Source organism: Oleiphilus sp. HI0132 (assembly GCF_001635845.1).
Window position 1 is genome coordinate 1 of record NZ_LWGJ01000658.1, and the last position, 590, is coordinate 590.

1 protein-coding gene is annotated in these 590 nt (G+C 48.3%); it reads right to left on the bottom strand.

The annotated features are described in order from the left end of the window. A partial coding sequence (locus tag A3766_RS07930; RefSeq protein WP_197479429.1) for an efflux RND transporter permease subunit occupies positions 1-590 on the bottom strand: 590 nt, incomplete at both ends.

The following is a 590-nucleotide window of genomic DNA, read 5'->3' on the forward strand; positions in this document are numbered from 1 at the left end:
TGGTGATCTTCCACTCGCCTTCACCACCCCATTCGAGCTGGATATTTTCAGGTAGCGACCAAGTCTGTCCGGCTGACTCACCAGTGAATAGCGAAAGAAAGTTGCGAGACTGCCAATCACTAACATTCAGGTTTTCTTGTTTCGCTTCTGCCCCAAGCTGTAAATCGCCACTCACATCAGCAATCACTTCAGCAGGCGTTCTACCAGACAGCTCTGCCATCACATAAACGACCGGCTTTAGGTCTTTATGATGAATTGCACGATCCGAGACATGCTCTTCGAACGCACCTAATTCTCCCAAAGCAACGAGGGGCACCGGTGCACTGTCCAAGCCATAGCGGCTGCTCTGTTTGATCACCCCTGCTTGACCTCTTACCTGCAAACGCGCTAAATCTTCAATCGAGTTTTTATCTGCTTCCGCAAGCTCTAAATAAAGCGGAACGGGTGACGTTTCTCTTTCTTGCTGATAGAAACCCGCTGCCATGCCTTGATTAGCAATAACTAAAGCTTGATTGGCTTGAGCAGAAGAAATTCCAGATAAAGCTGCTGCTGTCTTATCCAGGGTATAGCGAAGCTTTTTCTGTTCAGCC